This is a genomic window from Microbulbifer mixtoriginis (SeqCode) (assembly GCF_052466695.1).
In genome coordinates this window covers 2435070-2455160 of sequence record NZ_CP174285.1, presented here as the reverse complement: position 1 = coordinate 2455160, position 20091 = coordinate 2435070, and the positions used below count along the sequence as shown (strand labels likewise).

The following is a 20091-nucleotide window of genomic DNA, read 5'->3' as shown; positions in this document are numbered from 1 at the left end:
ATGCCCCCCAATATCCCTCATAACACTCTGTCAATAGAGTACGGGGGGCTAATTTCAATTTAGTAAATTACAGTCTACATCTAGATCCCTTACGGGCAGAATTAAAACGATCGCGCAGGCGCTCAATCATTGTAGTGCGTGCGGCATCGTGGTTGATACCCATTACGACATTCACTTCTAGGCCCTCGCCGTTTTCGGCAAAAGTGGTTTTACCCACGGTGGGGTCGAAGGAAATGGGGTCGTAAGGAGTCATACTGTCAGCCAGACCGGTATTTAACTGGTCGACTTCAATAAATCCGGCCACCAGATCCATTTCTAGAGTTTCAGGCTCCAACAGTACCAGTGCGGCGATTATATCCCACAGGCGAATTACTGCATCCATAGCGAAGTCACCATTACCCTGGAAATCCCCACCTTCAAATTCACGGATAGAGCTAAGGAGTTTGGAGGTATAGCAGGCCTCAGGGGTTGCGCGACGTTTAGCCAGGGCTTCGATGGTGCTGCCCTGTACCTTGGCCATGTCGGTAGAGTTGGTGGGTACCAAATAGGTTTCAATATCATTTTCACTCAGGGCGTTAAAGGCCCACTGCGCACTCAGCGGGTCGAGTAGAATATTGAATTCCTGGTGGGTGCTGAAGTCGCTGTCACAGCCAAAACTCGGATGGGAGAAAATATTGCCGCCCAGATTTCTAGATTTATCGCCAAAGCAGGCTGCTTGGTGATTCCCGGTAAACGGCTCATAATTCTCAAAGCCTCCACCCATCATAATCACACGATCAATTTTTGCCAGCTGCTCTTCGTTGGCCTTGCCGAGTACCCGGGCCAGTGTGGTGAGTTTGCCGGTATTGAAAACCACTGGGTGTTGCTCCAGTTTATCCAGAGTTTCCAGGATAATGTCTTCGGCCAGTTCAAAATTGAAGGAGACACCATTGTTACCTTGGTAGCGGTAGTGTTCCTGTTTTGCGCGGGGGATTAGGTGGTCAGTTCCGTATAAGGTGGAGCCGTTGTCACGCCAGGGACCGGGCACATACTGGCCATAGAGGTTAATGCCCATGGCATTGCGGCGCTCCAGATTCCATGTGCCGGTGCTGAAATCGGAGGAGTTGGGCAGCTGGTAATCATCGCGGCCAGTTACAGCATTGTCGTCATTTACCGGAGCGCTGGAAGCCTTACCGTTAGCCCCGTAAGCGACCTCCTCAGTGGCAAAGTAGGCACCGCGTATCACTTTGGTATCGTTGTTACCCAACCACTCGAGGATGTTGTAAACCGTATTGGCTCCGTGCGCTACAGTATTGAAGGAGTCTTCAACCACTGCCAGCTCCAGGGTGTAGCGCGGGTCTTTGGCAATCAGCATCAATGCTACGGCATCGTCAAAGTTATTGAAGTCGCCGATCCAGATAATCGGTTGGGCATCTTCATTTTTGGTTGCTTGGTGCAGGCGCTTTCCATGGCGACCATTATCCGCATGGCAGGAGGCCAGGGTTGCAAAGCTACCAAGAATCAGGGCTCCGGCAGATAGCCAACGTTTTAATTTCATCTATATTTCCCTATGGTTCGAGAGTCTTTAATTGGCGATTTCACGACCCTTCCTTGTGTCGATACATGGCCACTCCTGTAATAACTGCCATTAACGCTTGTTAGCTATAAATAGTGCTCAATTACAAAAGTTAATGCCGGCTTATAGGCCGGCACAGGTATATCCCTATACCATTTAATTTCTTTTATACGTTTTCCATTAGCTTTTAATTCTGGATAAAAGATTTCAGGTTGCGTGCCAGTTGCTGAGGCAATGGTTCAGTCCCTTTGATGCCGAGGTTTGTTAAGCGCGATTTATCCAGCTGACAATTGTAGGGGCGCGGTACTGAAAAATCGGGTTTGCTATCTGCGCTGATATGGTCAGCACTCAATTCGCACACTTTGGCAATAATATGCGCAAGTTCAAAGCGAGTGCAGGCGGTGTCGCCGCTCCACTGATAGATACCTTCAAATTGGATGCCACGCTGGGTTTTCAACAGGCATTGCTCCAATATTTCTGCCACTTCCTCCACACTGGTGGGAAAACGAATTGCCCAGTGATCCAGTGTGACCGGCTTTTGCTCTCGCAGTGTCTCTAATAGGGCGGTAATACCGGATTCCTCCAGGTAGGAGACGGGTCCAAACAGCCAGGGCAATCTTAAAACCCAATGGTTACCGTTTTTCAATACTGCTTCCTCTCCCGCCAGCTTGCTGCGGCCGTAGAAATTCACGGGATTGGGTGTGTCATCAGGGGCATACGGTGGCGCAGAACCATCAAAGACATAGTCTGTGCTGATATACACCAGCTGTGCATTGATTTCGCTACAGTGCTTTGACAACAACTCTGTGCTGCTGACATTGAGTTGCCAGGCGGTATCTGGATTGTCAGCACAGCGGTCTGGCCAGCGCTCAGCGGCACAATGGATCACCACTTCCGGCCTGATATCGTTCAGGGAAGCTTTCACTGCGCTGCTATCCGATAAGTCCAGGCGAATTAAGTTTTCGCCTGCGCGAGAAAAAGCGGTGCCGATTACGGAAAAAGTAGGTTTGTTGGAAAGTTGTTTAAATACACTACGGCCCAGCAGGCCGGAGGCGCCGGTAATCAGGATTTTCACGGGTTACTTTCCTTTAATTAGACCAGTGGGGAAACGGTGGCCTATGTGGGGTAATAAATGGTGCAGGATAGTTTGGCTGGAGGCTAGGGAAGCCTGCCCGCCAGAGAGCCGCCCGGCCAGCCAGCCTGCATATTTGCTGGAGGTATGGCCGGGCAGGAACAATTTACATTTGCTCCATAACTTCAATACCGAGCAAGCCGAGGCCAGTCGCGATAGTGCTGGCCACCAGGTTACACAGCTGCAGACGGCTGTGCTTCTGTTCTTCACTTACCCCTTCTTTCAATACCGGACAGGCTTCGTAGAAGCTCATATAGGCGCTGGCCAGCTCGTACAAATAAGTACAGAGCACGTGTGGGAAGGTGTCTTTGGCTACCTGATCCAGTACTTCACCAAATTGGTTCAGTTTTACTGCCAGTGCGCGCTCTTGGGGGCTTTCCAGATTAATATCGCCCTTGAGTTCACTCGCCTCAATACCGGCCTTGCGGAAAATACTGCGCACGCGGGTATAGGCATACTGTAGGTAAGGCGCCGTATTGCCTTCAAAGCTGAGCATGGATTCCCAGCTGAAAATGTAATCGTTAGTGCGGGTCTTGCTTAGGTCCGCATATTTCACCGCGCCGATGCCCACCTTGCGCGCGATTTCCGCACAGGTTTGTGCATCCAGCTCAGGGTTCTTCTCGGCTACCAGTTTTTCTGCTCGCTCCACGGCTTCCTCTAGCAGGGCGGCCAGTTTTACCGTACCGCCGGTGCGGGTTTTAAACGGCTTGCCATCGTCGCCCATCATGGTGCCAAAAGCGCAGTGCTCAAGAGAAACGGATTCTGGTAAAAAGCCCGCTTTGCGTGAAGCAACAAAGGCCTGCTGTAAGTGCAGGGATTGACGGGCATCCACTACGTAGAGAATACGGTCTGCATTGAGCTGGTTGGCGCGGTAGCGAATGGCAGCCAGGTCGGTGGTAGCGTATAGGTAACCACCGCCCTTTTTCTGGATAATCATCGGGCTTGGATTGCCTTCTTTATCGGCCATCTCTTCCAGGAAGACTACGATAGCACCCTGGTCCTCTACGGCGATGCCGTTATCCAGCAGTTCTTTAACCAGCACCGGCAGATCGTCGTTGTACTGGCTTTCCGCATAAACGTCTTCCTGCTTAAGGGTGACATTGAGCTTGGAGTAGATTTCTTCACAGTGGCTGATAGAAATATCGATAAACTGTTTCCACAGTTTCAGGCACTGTTCGTCGCCGCCCTGCAGTTTTACAACGTATTCACGGGCGCGGTCTGCAAAACCCTCTTCCTCGTCGAAGCGTACTTTGGCTTCGCGGTAGAAGACTTCCAGGTCGGCCAGGGCTACTTCCGCATCGCTATTTGCCAGTTTGTCGGACAGATGTGCCAGTAACATACCGAACTGGGTGCCCCAGTCGCCCATATGGTTTTGGCGAACCACCTTGTGACCCTGGAATTCCAATAAGCGCGCCAATGCATCACCGATAATGGTGGTGCGCAAATGGCCTACGTGCATTTCTTTGGCCAAATTGGGGTGGGAATAGTCGATAACTACGGTTTTGGGTTCTTCAACAGAGGCAATATTGAGACGCTTGTCGCCTTGGGCAGCCAACAGCTGTTGGCTCAGCCACTGTTCACTCAGATGGATGTTTAAGAAGCCAGGACCCGCGATCTCGACCTTTTCGATCATATCGCCCTTGTCCAGCTGCTCAAGGATCTTGCTGGCCAGCTCACGCGGGTTGGTGCCCAGTCGCTTGGCGGCGCCCATAGCGCCATTGGCCTGGTAGTCGCCAAATCCGGCTTTCTTCGCAGGTGCCACAATCGGGCCGCATTCTTCGGGGATACCGGCGGCAAGCATGGCGGCCTGGAATTTGTCGGAGAGGAGTTGGCGAATATTCATAGAGGGTTATAGCTGTCTTAAATTCGTGGAAACGCCGAATTTTAATGGGCGGTGGCGGCTTTGCAACCAGCGAGGGCTGGAGAGCGACTCAAATCTGGGTACAGGTGTCCAGATGGTGTGGTGCTCAGTGGTATGATGCCGCCAAATTATGGAGGTACCGTGAGTTCTACCACACTTTATTGGCACGATTATGAAACCTGGGGCACAGACCCGGGTGCCGACAAACCGGCGCAGTTTGCCGGTATCAGGACCGACGAAGCGCTGAATATCGTCGGCGAGCCATTGATGATTTACTGCCGCCCTTCAGCGGACTGCCTGCCGCAGCCCATGGCGAGTCTGGTGACGGGCATCAGCCCGCAAAAGGCCCTGGCTAACGGCGTGCCGGAAATTGAATTTATCCAGCGTATCCTCGCTGAACTGGGTGCGCCTGGTACCTGCGGAGTGGGCTACAACAGTTTGCGCTTTGATGACGAAGTAACCCGCTACACCCTGTACCGCAATCTGCTCGATCCTTATGAGCGCGAGTGGCGCTCTGGCAATAGCCGCTGGGACATTATCGACATGGTGCGCCTCACTTATGCCCTGCGCCCCGAGGGTATCCAGTGGCCGACACGCGAAGACGGTGCGCCGTCTTTCCGCCTGGAAGAACTGACCGCAGCCAATGGAATTTCCCACGAGGGCGCTCACGATGCACTCTCTGATGTCCACGCTACGATAGATATGGCGCGGCTGATCCGCAAGCAACAGCCGAAGCTTTACGATTATGTTTTCCGCCTGCGCCGAAAGCAGGAAGCCGCCAAGATGATTGATATGCGTGAGCGCCGCCCGCTGTTGCATATCTCCGGCAAGATTTCTGCCAATCATGGGCATTTGACCTACGTGATGCCGTTGGCCAGCCATCCGGTGAATCGCAACGCCGTAATTGTTGCCAATTTGGCGATGGACCCCGAGCCTTTACTCAACCTGGATGCGGATACGCTGCGTGAGCGCCTCTATACCGCTCGCGATCAACTGGGTGAAAGCGAACTGCCGGTGGGCCTGAAGCTGGTGCACTTGAACAAGTGCCCGATATTGGCCCCAGCCAATATGCTCGACGATAAACGTGCCAGTGAACTGGGCATCGACCGAGCGGCTTGCGAAGCCAACTGGCAGAAGTTGAAAAGCGTTGATCTGACCGAGAAACTGCACAACGTATTTCTGGATCGGGAGTTTCCCCAGAAAGATGTAGAGGCGGATCTCTACGGAGGTTTCCTCAGCGATGCCGATCGCGATATTTGCCGTGAGCTGCACCGCGGCTTGGCAGCCCGCGGGCCCGAAGCCCTGGCGGGCGAAGTGCTATTCAGTGATAAGCGCCTACCCGAGTTATTGTTTCGCATGCGTGCGCGCAACTTCCCTGAGACCCTATCGGACGAGGAACATCAGCGCTGGCAGATCTGGTGTTTCCAGCGGTTAACCGATCCCACCGCAGGGGCCTCTATCACCCTCGAAGATTACTTCCGCCAGCTGTCCGAACTGCGAGTACAGCATCCGGAGCGGATATCGCTGATTACCGAGCTGGAAAACTGGGGCGATAGCCTACTCGCCTAATGTGTTGAATCGCGCCAGCGGCCATTCTTTCACTGGGCTCTATTGCGGTGCCCGAGTAGAATGCCGCTCGCGAACACCCGCGCCCACAAGGCGCAATCACTGGAGTAACCATGGACTTTATCGGAGCCAATATTCTGTCCGTCAGCCAGTTCGAACGTGCCGATATAGAGCGCGTATTCGATGTGGCTGACGCCATGACCCCTTATGCAAAGCGCGAAAAAGTAACGCGCGTATTGGAGGGGGCGATTCTCGGCAATATGTTTATGGAGCCGAGCACCCGTACCCGCCTGAGTTTTGGGGCTGCTTTTAACTTATTGGGTGGCACGGTTCGGGAAACTGTGGGGATTACTGCCAGTGCTATGGCTAAGGGAGAATCCCTCTACGATACGGCACGGGTACTGTCGGGCTACAGCGATGTGATTTGTATGCGTCACCCACAGGAGGGCTCTGTGGCAGAATTTGCTGCAGCGAGCCGCGTGCCGGTGGTCAACGGCGGTGATGGCGCTAATGAGCATCCCACCCAGGCGCTGTTGGATCTCTACACTATTCGCAAAGAGCTGGCCGCCCATGGCCGCACCCTGGATGATTTCCGTATTGCCATGATTGGCGACCTCAAACACGGTCGCACCGTGCATTCCCTGTGCAAGCTGCTGTGCTTATTTGGCAGTGTGCATATCACTCTGGTCTCCCCACCGGAGCTGGCAATGCCCGATGCGATTGTGGAGAAGCTGCGCGAGGTGGGGCACGAGGTAACGGTGACCGACCAGCTGGAATCCTCGATCGCCCATGTGGATATCGTCTATTCCACCCGTATCCAGGAAGAGCGCTTTGCCTCTCAGGATGAGGCCAACCGCTATCGCGGGCGTTTTCGCCTTAACCGGGCGATTTTTACTCGCTATGCAGAGCCCAATACGGTGATTATGCACCCCCTGCCGAGGGATTCACGCGCAGAGGCCAACGAACTGGATACCGACCTGAACGAACATCCGAGCCTGGCGATTTTCCGCCAGACCGATAACGGCCTGCTGGTGCGTATGGCTTTGTTTGCCCTGCTATTAGGGGTGGAACGTCAAGTGGATAAATACGCCCGCGAAGTTAACTGGCATAGCCGTCGCAACCCAGTTTAACGTCACTTTCCTTGTTTTCGGATAACGCCGTTTTTTTCTGTTAATCTGATTGAGTTACCCCGGCCAGAAATACGATGGCTGGCCCGGGTTTCTCCGCAATCGCATCAGGGAAAGATGCATGTCGAATCAGATATCGTCAGCGGTATTCTTGCGCGGCGCGCTCATCCTGACGCTGCTTCTCGTCGTTTTGATTTCAAAAAGTGCCGCACAGGAAAGTACTTCCCCCCATGTGGCGCTGTTGACTATTGATGGCGCTATAGGCCCCTCTACGACGGATTACTTTAAGCGTGCCACTGAGAGTGCTGGTGAGCGCGGCGCTGAGTTAATCATTGTACATATCGATACTCCAGGCGGTCTGGATGCGGCTTCCCGGGATATTATTCAGCATATCCTTTCCTCTCCTATCCCTATTGCCATGTATGTGTACCCCTCGGGCGCCCGTGCAGCCAGTGCCGGCACCTATATCCTCTATGCCAGCCAGATAGCAGCCATGGCCCCGGCTACAACTCTGGGGGCCGCCACGCCGGTACAAATAGGCGGACCACCGGGAACGCCATCTCCAGGTGGCAACCCGAAAGAGAGCGACCAAAAAGAGGAAAAAGAAAAAGCGAATAAAGACGACGAAGAAGGTAAAGACGAGGACAAAAAGGAAAAGCCATTATCCGGCACCGCCATGGAGCGCAAGATGGTTAATGACTCCGTTGCTTTTATTCGAGGCTTGGCACAACGTAATGGACGCAATGCCGAGTGGGCGGAGAAGGCCGTTCGTGAAGCGGCAACTCTGACCGCTTCGGAAGCGCTAGAGATGAATGTTGTCGATATTGTTGCCAAGAATGACGAGGATTTACTGAAGCAAGTGGCCGGACGTAAAGTATCTCTTGATTCCGGTGAAATTACCATTTCGGCAGAGATTGCCCAGCTCCCTATAGAAAATTACGAGCCAGATTGGCGTAATGAGTTACTGGCTCTGATTACCAATCCCCAGGTGGCTTATATTCTTTTATTGATCGGTATTTATGGGCTGATTTTCGAGGGGTATAGCCCCGGCGCTTTTGTGCCCGGCATTGTGGGGATTATCTGCCTGCTTTTGGCATTTTATGCCTTGCAGGTTTTGCCGATTAATTATGCCGGATTGGCGTTGATTATTGTTGGGGCGCTTTTGATTGTGGCGGAAGTCTTTATGCCCAGTTTTGGCGCCTTGGGAATTGGTGGAATTATTGCCTTGGTGATTGGTTCAGTAATGCTGATCGATACCGATGTGCCGGGCATGCAGGTGTCGCGAAAACTCATCGCGGCAATTGCCGGAGTGAGTGGTGTTTTTCTTTTGGGTCTTTTAATGGCGGTGGGCAGGAGTTTGCGCAAACCGCGACCTGCCTCCGATCAGGCCCTGGTGGGACGAGTGGCGGTGGTGAGCAATGTGAGCGAAGAAGAGGTGCTGGTGCACCTCGGTGGTGAAATATGGCGGGCGCACTGTGAGACGCCACTGGAGCCTGGGCAGCGAGTGCGTGTTATCGCCCAGCGTGGTTTGCTGCTCTATGTTGAGCCGGGCTAGTCATTGCGGTTGGCATTCAAATTGGCTTTTGCTGGTGCGAATTTACCCCAGCAAAATTTATAAGCAGTTATAGGGAGAGATAAGCATGGTCAGTTATTTTGTTGGGCTGTTGGTGCTCGCGGTATTACTGCTATTGATGTATGCCATCCGAATCTTGCGGGAATATGAGCGTGCGGTGGTCTTTTTTCTGGGGCGCTTTCAGACGGTGAAAGGACCTGGCCTGATTATCATCATCCCAATTATCCAGACCATGGAGCGCGTGGACTTGCGCACCGTAGTGATGGATGTCCCTACACAGGATGTGATAAGCCGCGATAATGTTTCAGTAAAAGTGAATGCGGTAGTTTATTACCGGGTTGTTAATTCACAGTCAGCGATTATCAATGTTGAATTTTATCATGAAGCTGTCAGTCAACTGGCCCAGACGACGCTTCGATCTGTACTGGGTAAGCATGAGTTAGATGAGATGCTTTCCGAGCGGGACAAACTCAATGTGGATATTCAAAAAATCCTTGATGAGCAAACTGATGCCTGGGGTGTTAAGGTCACTAATGTCGAAATTAAACATATTGACCTGGATGAGAGCATGGTGCGTGCTATTGCCCAGCAGGCTGAAGCGGAGCGGGCACGACGAGCCAAGGTAATTCATGCAGAAGGCGAAGCCCAGGCAGCCTTAAAATTAACAGAAGCTGCCAATCAGCTATCTCAAAATGCTAACGCCATTACTTTGCGCTACATGCAGACCATGATTGATATTGCCGGAGCAAATAATAGCTCAACCATTGTGTTTCCACTTCCACTGGATTTGATTGAGCCTCTATTGAAACGTGGTGCTGAGGCGCAGAAATAAAGAATTCTCTTTCTCTGTGAAACATAACTAAAAAGGCCACATTTTGATGTGGCCTTTTTAGTGGAGCTCTCTGTAAATGGTCTTACAAGAGCTTTTCCATCAGAGAGCGAGTTGAACTATCCCAATCCTCGGGAACATTTCCATCTGCGGCATTATAAATCTGCGCACTTAACTGTTTGCCTAGCTCTACCCCCCATTGGTCAAATGGGTTAATTCCCATAAGGCAACCGCTGGTGAATACCTTGTGCTCGTAAAGCGCTAACAGAGCTCCTAGGTGATGCGGGTCTAACTTTTCCAGTATCAAAGTATTACTTGGGCGATTACCGGGAATGGCTTTATGTGGTGCCAGCGCATGGGCTTCGCGGTGGGTATAGCCGGCATCCTCCAGTTCCTGGCGGGCTTCGTGCAGGGATTTGCCGCGTAGTAGAGCCTGGCTCTGGCTGATACAGCAAGCCAGTAACCAGCGGTGTTGCTCGCTTAGCTCAGAGGTCGGTTGCTTGATGGCGATAAAATCCGCTGGAATCAGGTCGGTGCCCTGGTGCAATAGTTGATGGAAGGAGTGCTGTCCATTGGTCCCCTCGCTGCCCCAGATCACACTGCCGCTGGGATACTCCAGAGGCTTGCCTTCTTTATCCACGCTTTTACCCAGGCTCTCCATATCCAATTGCTGCATCCAGGCGGGAAATTTGGATAGACGCTGAGCATAGGGCAGAATCACTTGGCTGCTGGCACCCCAGCACTGGCGATACCAGAACTGAATAAGAGCCAGCAATACCGGCAGGTTTTCCTTCAGAGGGGCACTGGCAAAATGGGTGTCCATGCTATGGGCACCGGCCAATAGTTGCTCATAAACGTTGTAGCCGCAGGCCAGGATGATCGGCAGACCAATGGCCGACCACAGTGAGTAGCGGCCACCTACCCAGTCCCACATAGGGAAAATATTTTCTGGGGCAATACCAAAGTCTTGTGCGGCCACAATATTGCTGCTTACGGCAACAAAGTGTTGGGATAATTGTTTTTCAGTGGCACCTGCCGCTAGTACCCATTGACGTGCACTCAGAGCATTCTCTCGGGTTTCCAGAGTGGAAAAAGACTTAGAGGCAATGATAAAGAGAGTCTCTTCCGGGTTGAGACCTTTGAGGGTACTACTGAGGTCGGCACCATCAATATTTGCTACGAAATGTACTCGAATACTTTCCTTATGCCATGAGCCGAGAGCCTCAACCACCAAGCGCGGACCGAGATCGGAGCCACCGATGCCGATATTGACGATATGGCGAATAGCTTTGCCGCTGAATCCGAGCCATTTTTGTTGATGGATGCTATCGGCAAATCGCTGCATCTGAACGCGGCAGTCGGCCACGGCGCGTTCGTGTTCAGTTTTTGCCGCTCCCTGAAAGCGAAGGGCGGTGTGTAGGGCTGGTCGATGTTCGGTATTATTGACATTGGCACCGTCTAGCAGGGCGGCAATCTGGCTGCCCAAATCCTGATCTTCGGCATAGTCGAGTAACAGTTGCAGAGTGTCCTGCCGCAGGTGATTTTTACTGAAGTCCAGATAGATACCAGAGGCTTCACAGCTAAAACTGGTTGTGCGCTGGGGATCGGTGGCGAAAAGTTCGCGTAAAGACCACTTTTGTTGTTTGAAATGAAATTGGAGTTGTCTGATTGCAGAGGCACGGCTCAGGGCCAGAGTTTCACTTGTCATGGTGGTCGTTAATAAACTCTCTTTTGAGTAATTTTTCTGTCTTCCCAAGCTGAACGGCGCTTGGTGTCAACGGGCTGGCAATCCTAACTTATTACTTTCGCGGGACCAGTATCTGAGACGGTACAGTCTATTACAAGAAAAGAGTCTTCGCTAAGAAGGGGGGAGAGAAAAAACAAATGCCGCTTGTTAAAGCGGCATTTGGTGGTGATCCATACTAAATAATGCTTTGTTACTTGTGTGTCTGTCAGTGTAAATTTAGTCAAAACCTCATTTAGTATGAATCACCACGCTGTTCTGCTTGAAATGATTTTACTTCACCACTTTCATGCAGCGTACTCTGTCAGAAGCCATCCAGCAGTCAGCATCTGCAGGGCAGGCCATGGAAACTGGAATTTGTTCAGCACCCGGTGGGCAGTAAGCTGGCGGTGCCGGAGGGCTACAGCAACCTGCTAGAACCAGTGCACTGATAATACCGATTAAGTACTTGGCTGGAGTGAAATTCATCCCCTAACTCCTTTCCGTTGATGTTAGCCATTAGCATAGCCAATAAAACGTCACCTGTTGGTCAGCTTTGTAAAATGTGTTTTACAAAGAAGCCGCCTAATTGAGTGTAATAGGCGCAGGAAAAAAAAAGCTGTCAGGTGCAAAGTCAGGGAGAAGCTTGCGCCAGTTTGTAGGGTTTTAGGCTGTAAAAATAGCGTTTTCTTTCTGAGGTACTGCTAAGTGTGTTGTTTTTTGTGGCGGTGGAGTGAGTTGAAATTTATTTTTTAATGTTTTTTGTTGCAGTTTTCTTTTGCGGGATTTTAGGTGAACTATTGCTGGAATAGAAGTTAGCGAATGTAAAAATGGCAGTTTTTTATTCGTTGCGCAGATGAGTACTTTTCTTATGAAGATGACGAAAATCATTTACAGGTGGAATGTGTAAAGATAAGGCGTGAACATGGCAATGAGGTAGGCCAAAATTTTGCTACATCATTGCCAGATTGAAGACCCTAGTGAGTGGGTTTGGGTCCATGAAGGAAATGACCGAAGGCCTGAGCCAGGGTTTCATTCCGTTCGGGGTCGCGTAATGTACTCAGTAGAGAGGTGCGCACCTTGGGCAGAAACATCAAGTCAGAGAGCAATAAGTTAAAGGTATCCTGGTTATTACTATCTGCCAGTGCATTGAGCCAGAGTTTGGCTAATTGTGGATTTTCTAGGTCTTGGGGGCAGCGGCTGCCGATGGCAGCGAGAAGCTCTAGAGACTTGGCCTTGATGCTCTGAGTGCCACTCGATGATTTTTGTGCCAGATGCTTTAAAACTTCTTGCAGTAAAGTGCTGCGCAACCCCTGCGCCGGCGAATGAGAGATACCACGCACTGCAGCGGCAATCAGGGTGAAATCTGGAGTGTCATCGTGTAAAGAGTCACGTGCCCGAGTGGCGATGACTTCTACCAACTGGTGATCGACCGCTTCATTTTCCAGACAGTGGCACAGATTGACAAAAACTGGCGCAGCAATATGGGGCAACTGATTTAACAGAAGCTCTTTCTGGGAGTCCCAGCGGGCTGATAGATCGGCAATGCCCTGTAGGGCCAGGTTATCCCAGCGGGACTTCTGGGGGTTGTGAAAATAGTCGAGTACTGCTGCATAGTGCGCGCTAGGTGTACGCTTCAGAAGCCGTTGGGTGTGCGCGTGAAATGCAGCTTGGCGCTCGTTGGAAGGGGTATAAAGTAGACCGCTTTGTTGCAGTAATTGGTCCAGCTGCGCTGCGGATTCCGAAGCGGGCGCCTGCTTCAGCTCTTGGGCCAGGGCGCGCAGCAAGCCATCGCGGGCCTGTAGCTGTAGCTTGCCCTGCTCATCGAGGGGAAAGCGCAAGAACCATACCGCCGGTTCACCACCCTCAACGGGCTGCAGTAAGAGCCCGCTCCAGGCCTGGCGCAAATAGGGGTGAGGCCAGGCTTTTTGGCCCGCCTCGAAAGCCTCGGCTGTAGACTTTGGTACAGATTGAAGACGCCGGCCCAGATCGAACCAGCGTAATTTAAAGTCCGCCTCTTCTATCAGGGCGCTCAGGGTACCGCTTTCACTCATGACAGCTTTGTAGATTTCCTTCTTTTTTATCGGAGGGTGCTGTGGCCGCAACTGAGATCGGCATCTGCTTAAAGTGCAACCAGCCGTAGGCGATCGCTAGCAGCGGGCAGATGATGTTAAACAGGGCATAGGGTAGGTAAGAGAAGGTATAAATGCCAAGGGTAGCCGTCATATAGGCCCCACAGGTATTCCAGGGGATTAGCACGGAGGTGATGGTGCCGGAGTCCTCCAGTGTACGGGACAGGTTTAGCCCATGCAGGCCCTTCTCTTCAAAGGCTTCTCTGAACATACGGCCCGGAATAATAATTGCCATGTACTGGTCGCCAGCGGCGGCGTTCATGCCGAAACAGGTGAATACGGTGGAGGTCACCAAGCCGCCCACGGTTTTAATACGCGACAGAGTCCAGTTGACAATCACTTGTAGGAAGCCGGCGCGCTCCATGGCGCCACCGAAGGCCATGGCGGAGGTGATCAGCCACACGGTATTGAGCATGCTGCTCATACCGCCTTTCGAGAGGAGTGCGGCGACATTCTCATTCGTAGAGGTGGATTTATAGCCATCGAACAGGCTGTACCAGGCGCCTTTGAGCGCGGCCAGGGCACCTTCATCTCCCCCCAGACGGCGGGCGGTCTCCGGTTCGAAAATCAATGCGATGGCACAGCCCACCAGGGAGCCGACGATCAACGTGGGGAAGGCGGGGACTTTGCGCCAGGCCATAGCGAGTAGCAAGATCAGAGGCAGCAGGCTGATCAGGGAGATTTTGAATTCGCTCTTCAGGGCGGTAAGTAAAGACTCGATATCTGAGGCGGAGGCAGTGCTGGCTTCAGAAGTGAGGCCGAGATACGCGAACACCACCAAGGCGATAACGAAGGCTGGAATCGCGGTCGACATCATATGGCGAATGTGCTGGAACAGATCATTCGATGTTACCGCCGCAGCCACGTTAGTCGTGTCAGATAGCGGCGACATCTTATCGCCAAAGTAGGCGCCGGAAATTACCGCACCCGCAGTGATTTCCGGGGACAAGCCAAGAGCACCGGCAATCCCCATCAGAGCCACACCCAGTGTGCCTGCGGTGGTCCAGCTGGAGCCGATGCTAAGACCCACTACGGCACAGATAATACAACTGGCGGCGTAGAACCATTGGGGCGAGAGTATCTGTACCCCGTAATAAATCATCGACGGCACGGTACCGGCTAATATCCAACTGCCGATCAAAGCACCCACTGCCAGTAGTATCAGAATCGCGCCGAATACCAGGCCGATGCCGTGCAGCATGCCGCCTTCCATATCACTCCAGCTGTGGCCATTTTTCATGCCCATCAGCGCAACTACACAGGCGCACAACAGCAGTGCAATTTGGTTGGGGCCGTAAGAGGAGTCGGCGCCATAGAAGTACACTGACAGCGATAAGAGAGCGACCAGGATCCCCAAGGGGATCAACGCATCCAGCAGGCTGGGCGTGCGCGGTTCATTGGTGGGGGTGGCTTGAGACAAGGTGGACTCCTGCTTGACTGCGTGGCTTGTGCCGTATTCGTTATCGTTGTTTTTGCCGTCGGCGGCGGTTGACCTTCCTATTCTCCCGGCTTGGGACGGTGAAGTCTACTTTGAATAGCAATTGGGACAGGAGGACCTTTTTGCTGACTGACCCGTCTAACGGTTCTTTCATCGCCTTGGTCATCGATCTGGTCGGGTGAGGTGCTAGCAGTTCGGCGAGGCTTCCGGTATGTTCTGCGCCGATTTCTTATCCCGGCTACCCTGTGGCCGTACAATAAAATGAGCCCGGGCCACGGGTAGATAGTCGGTCCGGCAGGTAGTGATGTCATGAGAGCAAGTGAGTTAGACCCCGCTCAATTTGAGGATATGCGCCCTTATCGCGACGATGAGGTGCGTGCTGTATTGGACAGGCTGATCGCCGATCCGGAAATGTCCCACGCTGTAGCGCATTTCCTGATCCCCAAACTGGCGCGCCTGGAAGGCCCCCTGGCCTGGCTGGTACGCCAGTTCCTGCGTTTTGAATTTCGCAAAGTGAACGATGTACGTGGTGTACAGGCGATTGTAGAAAAATACATCGACAAGGTGGTGAGCCGCACCACCTCCGGGCTGACGATTTCCGGGCTGGATACCCTGCCGCGGGACCGCGCCTGTCTCTTTGTAAGCAATCACCGGGATATTGCCATGGACCCGGCTTTTGCCATCGTGTCCATGTACAAGGAGGGGCATGAGACCTCCCGAATCGCCATCGGCGATAACCTGCTGGGCAAGCAGTTTGCCGGCGATATTATGAAGCTCAACAAGTGCTTTACCGTTAAGCGCAGTTCTGGCACCCGCAGGGAAAAGCTGCAGTCGGCGACAATGCTGTCTAACTACATCTACCATTCCATCGTGAATGACAATGAGCATGTGTGGATCGCGCAGCGCTCCGGGCGTGCGAAGGATGGTATGGATCGTACTAATCCGGCCTTGGCGGCCATGTTCGCCATGACGAAAGATCGGGATATGCCCTTTGCGGATTTCTGGCGCAAGTTGCACATAGTGCCCCTGTCCATCTCCTACGAGTGGGACCCCTGCGATGCCCAGAAAGCCAAGGAACTCTACATCACCGAACACAAGGACGAGTACAAGAAGGCCAAGAACGAGGATCTGGCCTCCATCGGCAAGGGTGTGATCGGCTTCAAAGGGCGGGTGCACACCGCGTTTGGTACACCGATCGAGGCGGATTTCAATGACGTTAACAGCGTCGCTGAAGAGATTGATCGCCAGATTGTCGGCAATTACACCCTGCATCCCACGAATCTGATCGCCTACGAAATGATCTATGGCGAGGTGTCCGGATTGCCGGTGGGTTACCCGCACAAGCCCTGGGATGCCAGTGAACACCTGGAGACCCGTGAGAAGTTTGAAGCGCGCATGGCCAAGGTCGATGAGCGTTGGCGGGAAAAGGCGATCCAGGCCTATGCCAACCCGGTAGTTTCACGCCTCGCATTTGAATAACTGTTTTGGAATCAGTGTAAGAGGGGCACTCAGCCTCTGCGGTGCTGGTGAGGAGGGGGCGCTTAGTGGATAATAACGCCCCCTGCGCCACCCACTAGCGAATAGACTCTCCCCCGTGCTCAACGATAAACACAAAACCGCCATCCAGGCTGCCTACAGCCAATTCCTGTCCAGCCGTGGCCTCAAGGCCCGTTATGGGCAAAAACTGATGGTGGCAGCCATTGCCCGCACGCTGGGCTCGATTGTGCAAAGTGCCAGTGGCGAGCGCGACAGCAGTAAGACAGATGGCGAGCATATCTGTGTGGTGGAAGCCGGTACCGGTACCGGTAAAACGGTCTCCTATCTACTTGCCGCCATTCCTCTGGCCCAGGCCCAGGACAAAACCCTGGTGATTTCCACTGCCACAGTTGCTTTGCAGGAACAGATTATCCACAAGGACCTGCCTGAAGTGGCGCGTCACAGTGGCCTCAACTTTGAGTTCACCCTGGCTAAGGGGCGCGGTCGCTACCTGTGCCTGTCAAAATTAGATCAACTACTCTCCAGTTTTTCCGCCAGTGGTACCGGCCTCTCTCTGGGACTCTATGAAGACGAGCTGCCCCAGGTGGGAGAGGATAGTGTTGCCCTCTACCAGAAGATGACTGACAGTCTGACCTCTGGCCGTTGGGATGGTGACCGCGACAACTGGCCGGAAACTATCGAGGCCGATGACTGGGGTCGGATCACTACAGATCACCGTCAGTGCAGCGGCCGTCGCTGCCCCCATGTCACCAATTGCAGTTTCTTTCGCGCGCGCGAGAGCTTGGGCAAGACCCAAGTGATTGTTGCCAATCACGATTTGTTACTGGCGGACCTGGCCCTGGGCGGCGGTGCCATATTGCCTCCCCCAGAAGAGACGATTTACGTGCTCGACGAGGCCCATCACCTGCCGGACAAGGCCCTCAATCACTTCTCCCATCACAGCCGTGTCGGCGCCTCCACCGGTTGGCTCGACCAAGCCAACAAGGCCCTTGGCCAGATGTTGGGAGAGATCGGCGATGGTGCCGAACTGGATCGCTGTGGTGAGCAGCTACCGGCGGTGCTCACCTCTGCCAAACAGGGCTTGGAGCAAATGTGGCCGCTGATTGAGGAATTGTGCGAATTTGAGGATGAGCGGGGTAATACCACTCGACACCGCTTCGAGGGTGGAGTGGTGCCGGATTCCATGATGCAGCTGGCGGAAAAGTTGCGCGAGGATTTTGACGAGCTGGAGGGGCTGTTCGGCAAAATGTTGCAAACGGCCCAGCGTATGCTTGAGGACGCCCACTCTCCGGTGCCTATTGTAGATCTAGAGCGTTGGTACCCGCAGCTAGGCAGCTGGTATGGGCGTGCCGAGGCCAATTTGTTGCTCTGGGCCAACTATGCCCGCGCAGATGCCGATGGGGCCTTGCCTCAGGCGCGCTGGGTTACTCTGGTGGATTGGGGTGGTTCGACCGATTTCGAGGTGTGCAGCTCGCCCATCCTGGCCGGCAAGACTTTGGATTACAGCCTTTGGCGGCGCTGCTACGGTGCGGTGCTTACCTCCGCGACGCTCACCGCACTGGGCAAGTTTGACCGCCTGCGTATGCGTGCCGGTACCCCGGAAAATGCCAGCTACCAAGTGGTTCCCAGTCCCTTTGATTTTTCCAGAGCCACTCTGCAGGTTCCCGCTTGTGCCGTGGATGCAGGTAATGCGGACCAGCACACCGATGCGGTGATTGATGCTCTGCCGGAGTTGCTCAAGGACTCAGGTGGTTCCCTGGTACTCTTCTCCTCTCGCCGCCAGATGGAGACGGTCTACGAGGCACTGCCCGGTACCTGGCGCAACCGCATCCTGATGCAGGGGCAGCAGTCCCGTCAGCATTTACTCGACTCACACCGTGAAATCGTCGATGGTGGTGGCAGCAGTGTGTTGTTTGGTCTTGCCAGTTTTGCCGAGGGCCTGGATTTGCCTGGGGATTACTGCAGGCATGTGGTGATTGCCAAGTTGCCTTTCGCGGTGCCCGATGACCCAATTGAGGCGGCCTTGGCAGAATGGATTGAGGCCAAGGGTGGCAATCCATTTATGCAGATCACCGTGCCGGATGCAGCCCTGAAACTGGTACAGGCCTGCGGTCGTTTGTTGCGTGCGGAAGGGGATAGTGGAACAGTCACCCTGCTGGATCGCCGTGTAGTGAGCCGTCGCTACGGCCAGGCGATTCTCAATTCACTGCCGCCTTTTAACCGCCATATCGAATAACCTCTTACTCTTTGGTGTGCCCCATTTTCGTCTACAGGTTTGGAATTCCTGCCAGGGGCACTGGGATTACAAGCTGCCCGGCAGGGCGGTTTAGGGATTGGATCTATGCAAGCTATTTACTCTGAAGTCGCCGATCAATTGTTACAGCTCGAAGCCGAGTTGCGCCGCATGGCCCTGTGGCAGGAGGAGGCCCCAACAGCGGAAGCCTTAGCCAGCAGGGAACCTTTCTGTGTAGATACCCTGACTCTGCCGCAGTGGCTGCAATTCATCTTTTTGCCGCGTATGCGCCAGCTAATTGAGGGGCAGATGCCCCTACCGCAACAGTGTGGCATAGCGCCAATCGCGGAAGAGTTCTTCAAAGAGAGGGGAGGCGCTGAGCCTCTGATCAAGATTCTCAAGGGCATCGACGAGCGCCTGCAGCGCGGCTGAGTCCTCCTCTCTGGCGTCCACTGGGCGCCCCACCTCGCTTTCATCTACTTTGTTAGCTATAACGATTCACGGTTGGCCGTCAAATTCTCAAGATCTGGCGCGTGTCACATTGTGGCGCTTGCATCGCTCGACTCTAGGAACATCCCTGTTCACCAAGCTCTTTCATAGGCTAATATCGGCCTTTTGCTTGCGTTGGGAGGAATTTCTGCGCTTGCTACCGTGAACGCTGCGAAGACAGTGCGGTCGGATTGGAATGCTAATGGGGCTAGAGGTAATCGTTAGGATGCAGAAATTTTCCCTTCTGTGGTTATTGGTCGCGGTCCAGTTATTGCTGGGCTGTCAGTCGCTGATGTACCCCGCACAGAGCCAGCAAGGGGCAGAACCCTCTACTGCACAATCGGGCCAATCTCAGGGCGAAATACTCCAGTGCCCAGAGCCTGTGGAGGTGATCTGCGCAGAGCCAGAGGTCAGGGTCGTTGAAAAAGTCATCGAACGAACCCTTGAAAAAGTAGTCGAAGTGCCCGTCGCCAAGGACAAACTGGTACTAGGAGCGGTGGAGAAAATCTCTATCGAGCCCTCCGGTCTGGTTGTTGAGTCTGTGGTGGATACCGGTGCGCCGACAACCACCCTGCGTGCCCAGACACTGACACGCTTTGAGCGCGATGGTGAGGACTGGATCAGAATTCAGCTGGCACTGCCGGAAGTGGATGGTAAGGCCGAAACTTCTCCCATCGAACTGCCCATCAAACGCCATATCCGTGCGAACCGTATTGGTTTCCCGAGCCAGCGTCGCCCGGTAGTGGAGATGAATCTCACTGTGGGTGAGGTTACTCATATGGTTGAGGTCAGTCTGACGGATGAGGGCCGCAACGATATTGTGATGGTGCTGGGACGCAATTTCCTCAAAGATGCCGCGGTTGTCGATGTGAGCCGGCGCAATATCCAAGGGCAGCCTCGGGTGTTCGGGAACAAATAGGCCGCTTATTAAGATTA

General features: G+C 53.4%; 15 protein-coding genes. 8 read left to right on the top strand and 7 right to left on the bottom strand.

Features of this window, described 5'->3' with window-relative positions:
* Positions 1 to 67 precede the first annotated feature (67 nt).
* From ACJJI0_RS10905 to argS, 3 genes are all read right to left on the bottom strand, one after another.
* On the bottom strand, positions 68 to 1537 hold the full coding sequence (locus tag ACJJI0_RS10905; protein ID WP_444885888.1) for a nucleoside hydrolase: 1470 nt from the start codon (positions 1535 to 1537) through the stop codon (positions 68 to 70).
* Between the two features lie 205 nt (positions 1538 to 1742).
* A complete protein-coding gene (locus ACJJI0_RS10900; protein WP_444885887.1) occupies positions 1743 to 2630 on the bottom strand; it encodes a dTDP-4-dehydrorhamnose reductase family protein in 888 nt (295 codons plus the stop codon).
* Positions 2631 to 2793: 163 nt separating this feature from the next.
* Complete coding sequence (argS, locus tag ACJJI0_RS10895) at positions 2794 to 4530, bottom strand: arginine--tRNA ligase (RefSeq protein ID WP_444885886.1); 1737 nt, start codon at positions 4528 to 4530, stop codon at positions 2794 to 2796.
* A gap of 135 nt (positions 4531 to 4665) precedes the next feature.
* On the opposite strand from argS, the gene sbcB reads away from it, so the two are divergent.
* The 4 genes from sbcB (at position 4666) to ACJJI0_RS10875 (ending at position 9646) form a co-directional block, all read left to right on the top strand.
* Complete coding sequence (sbcB, locus tag ACJJI0_RS10890; protein ID WP_444885927.1) at positions 4666 to 6117, top strand: exodeoxyribonuclease I; 1452 nt, start codon at positions 4666 to 4668, stop codon at positions 6115 to 6117.
* A gap of 110 nt (positions 6118 to 6227) precedes the next feature.
* Entirely contained in the window at positions 6228 to 7244 is a 1017-nt protein-coding gene (locus tag ACJJI0_RS10885) for an aspartate carbamoyltransferase (RefSeq protein WP_252084788.1), read from the top strand.
* A gap of 118 nt (positions 7245 to 7362) precedes the next feature.
* Positions 7363 to 8796, top strand: coding sequence for an NfeD family protein (locus tag ACJJI0_RS10880; protein WP_444885885.1), 1434 nt, complete (start codon positions 7363 to 7365; stop codon positions 8794 to 8796).
* Between the two features lie 85 nt (positions 8797 to 8881).
* Positions 8882 to 9646 carry a slipin family protein gene (locus tag ACJJI0_RS10875; protein ID WP_252084790.1) on the top strand — a complete coding sequence of 255 codons (765 nt, stop codon included), beginning with the start codon at positions 8882 to 8884 and terminating at the stop codon, positions 9644 to 9646.
* A gap of 82 nt (positions 9647 to 9728) precedes the next feature.
* Here ACJJI0_RS10875 and pgi read toward each other — a convergent pair whose 3' ends face one another.
* The 4 genes from pgi to nhaC all read right to left on the bottom strand — a co-directional run bounded on the left by pgi (position 9729) and on the right by nhaC (position 14918).
* A complete protein-coding gene (pgi, locus tag ACJJI0_RS10870; RefSeq protein ID WP_444885884.1) occupies positions 9729 to 11351 on the bottom strand; it encodes a glucose-6-phosphate isomerase in 1623 nt (540 codons plus the stop codon).
* 309 nt (positions 11352 to 11660) lie between these two features.
* Positions 11661 to 11855: a hypothetical protein gene (locus ACJJI0_RS10865; protein ID WP_252084792.1), complete on the bottom strand. Its 195-nt coding sequence runs from the start codon at positions 11853 to 11855 to the stop codon at positions 11661 to 11663.
* Between the two features lie 488 nt (positions 11856 to 12343).
* A complete protein-coding gene (locus ACJJI0_RS10860) occupies positions 12344 to 13420 on the bottom strand; it encodes a DUF3549 family protein (protein ID WP_444885883.1) in 1077 nt (358 codons plus the stop codon).
* Positions 13413 to 14918 (bottom strand): Na+/H+ antiporter NhaC, encoded by a 1506-nt coding sequence (nhaC, locus tag ACJJI0_RS10855; protein WP_444885882.1) that lies wholly within the window; start codon positions 14916 to 14918, stop codon positions 13413 to 13415. Before nhaC ends, ACJJI0_RS10860 begins: the two co-directional genes overlap by 8 nt.
* Positions 14919 to 15245: 327 nt before the next feature.
* On the opposite strand from nhaC, the gene ACJJI0_RS10850 reads away from it, so the two are divergent.
* The 4 genes from ACJJI0_RS10850 (at position 15246) to ACJJI0_RS10835 (ending at position 20074) form a co-directional block, all read left to right on the top strand.
* Positions 15246 to 16415, top strand: a complete 1170-nt coding sequence (locus ACJJI0_RS10850) for a 1-acyl-sn-glycerol-3-phosphate acyltransferase (RefSeq protein ID WP_252084795.1) — start codon at positions 15246 to 15248, stop codon at positions 16413 to 16415.
* 115 nt (positions 16416 to 16530) lie between these two features.
* Entirely contained in the window at positions 16531 to 18669 is a 2139-nt protein-coding gene (dinG, locus tag ACJJI0_RS10845) for an ATP-dependent DNA helicase DinG (RefSeq protein ID WP_444885881.1), read from the top strand.
* Positions 18670 to 18774: 105 nt separating this feature from the next.
* On the top strand, positions 18775 to 19098 hold the full coding sequence (locus ACJJI0_RS10840) for a YqcC family protein (protein WP_444885880.1): 324 nt from the start codon (positions 18775 to 18777) through the stop codon (positions 19096 to 19098).
* 283 nt (positions 19099 to 19381) lie between these two features.
* The gene (locus ACJJI0_RS10835) at positions 19382 to 20074 is read left to right on the top strand and encodes an ATP-dependent zinc protease family protein (RefSeq protein ID WP_444885879.1); all 693 of its coding nucleotides are present in this window, start codon (positions 19382 to 19384) and stop codon (positions 20072 to 20074) included.
* Positions 20075 to 20091 lie beyond the last annotated feature (17 nt).

Excerpts from the sequence above, each read along its gene's own strand:
- argS (WP_444885886.1), bottom strand. The coding sequence starts at position 4,530 with ATGAATATTCGCCAACTCCTCTCCGACAAATTCCAGGCCGCCATGCTT.
- ACJJI0_RS10905 (WP_444885888.1), bottom strand. The coding sequence starts at position 1,537 with ATGAAATTAAAACGTTGGCTATCTGCCGGAGCCCTGATTCTTGGTAGC.
- sbcB (WP_444885927.1), top strand. The coding sequence starts at position 4,666 with ATGCCGCCAAATTATGGAGGTACCGTGAGTTCTACCACACTTTATTGG.
- ACJJI0_RS10850 (WP_252084795.1), top strand. The coding sequence starts at position 15,246 with ATGAGAGCAAGTGAGTTAGACCCCGCTCAATTTGAGGATATGCGCCCT.
- ACJJI0_RS10835 (WP_444885879.1), top strand. The coding sequence starts at position 19,382 with ATGCAGAAATTTTCCCTTCTGTGGTTATTGGTCGCGGTCCAGTTATTG.
- ACJJI0_RS10880 (WP_444885885.1), top strand. The coding sequence starts at position 7,363 with ATGTCGAATCAGATATCGTCAGCGGTATTCTTGCGCGGCGCGCTCATC.
- ACJJI0_RS10840 (WP_444885880.1), top strand. The coding sequence starts at position 18,775 with ATGCAAGCTATTTACTCTGAAGTCGCCGATCAATTGTTACAGCTCGAA.
- ACJJI0_RS10860 (WP_444885883.1), bottom strand. The coding sequence starts at position 13,420 with ATGAGTGAAAGCGGTACCCTGAGCGCCCTGATAGAAGAGGCGGACTTT.
- ACJJI0_RS10865 (WP_252084792.1), bottom strand. The coding sequence starts at position 11,855 with ATGAATTTCACTCCAGCCAAGTACTTAATCGGTATTATCAGTGCACTG.
- pgi (WP_444885884.1), bottom strand. The coding sequence starts at position 11,351 with ATGACAAGTGAAACTCTGGCCCTGAGCCGTGCCTCTGCAATCAGACAA.
- ACJJI0_RS10875 (WP_252084790.1), top strand. The coding sequence starts at position 8,882 with ATGGTCAGTTATTTTGTTGGGCTGTTGGTGCTCGCGGTATTACTGCTA.
- ACJJI0_RS10885 (WP_252084788.1), top strand. The coding sequence starts at position 6,228 with ATGGACTTTATCGGAGCCAATATTCTGTCCGTCAGCCAGTTCGAACGT.